Below are 665 nucleotides of genomic sequence, written 5' to 3' on the forward strand. Positions count from 1 at the left end.
TGCTACGGCGATTCCGGATCGTCGAGGTAGCGCCACCGGATTCGGGTGACCATCGAGTCCGGGGTGCAGCCGGTGTGGCTGCCGCAGAAGAACTCGCCGAACTGCGCCGGCGTCATCTCAGGGAAGCCCTCGGCGCGGACTTCTTCGTTCGTGATGGTGTCGAGGCGCTCGCGGCGCACGTCGAGAACTTCGACATCGACGATCCGTACAAGTGGTTCGCCGCGGCGGCGGCCCATCACCTTGCGGCACAGCGTGAGCCGGGTGCCGGGCGTCAGCATCAGCCAGCCCGTGCGGCGGGTGACGGTCTTGGTGCGGTCGCGGACCTGGTCCTCGGTGAGCGAGACCGACATCAGGCGTGGCATGAGGTGCTCCTGTTCTGCGGGTACTGGTTCCAGATCCGGCCGTCGAGTTCACGCCCGGCCGTTTTCGGGGTGCGGCCACCCCACTGCTTGAAGAAGAACGCGGTCCCGGCCTCGACGCACTGGTCGCGCAGGTCGCGCACCCAGTCCGCCTCGATCGGCCGGGCGTGGGGCCCGGATTCGCCGCCGACGATGACCCAGTCGATCGCCGGGATCGGCCGCCAGTCGGCGCAGCCGGGGCACCCGCATTCGAAGCGTTCGTCGTCGTCGGGCCACCGGCACCGGCACCCGTCCGGGCATCCGGTC

Annotated in this window: 2 protein-coding genes; both read right to left on the reverse strand. The window is 69.6% G+C overall.

The window, feature by feature from the left end:
• Nucleotides 1-2: 2 nt before the first annotated feature.
• Nucleotides 3-362 (reverse strand): hypothetical protein, encoded by a 360-nt coding sequence (locus A5780_RS04775; RefSeq protein ID WP_231982854.1) that lies wholly within the window; start codon nucleotides 360-362, stop codon nucleotides 3-5.
• Nucleotides 350-665 (reverse strand): DUF5131 family protein (locus A5780_RS04780; RefSeq protein WP_156769365.1); only part of this gene is annotated, 316 nt, incomplete at its 5' end. The genes A5780_RS04775 and A5780_RS04780, both read right to left, overlap by 13 nt.

The organism is Nocardia sp. 852002-20019_SCH5090214, from assembly GCF_001665865.1.
GTDB classification, from domain to species: domain Bacteria; phylum Actinomycetota; class Actinomycetes; order Mycobacteriales; family Mycobacteriaceae; genus Nocardia; species Nocardia nova.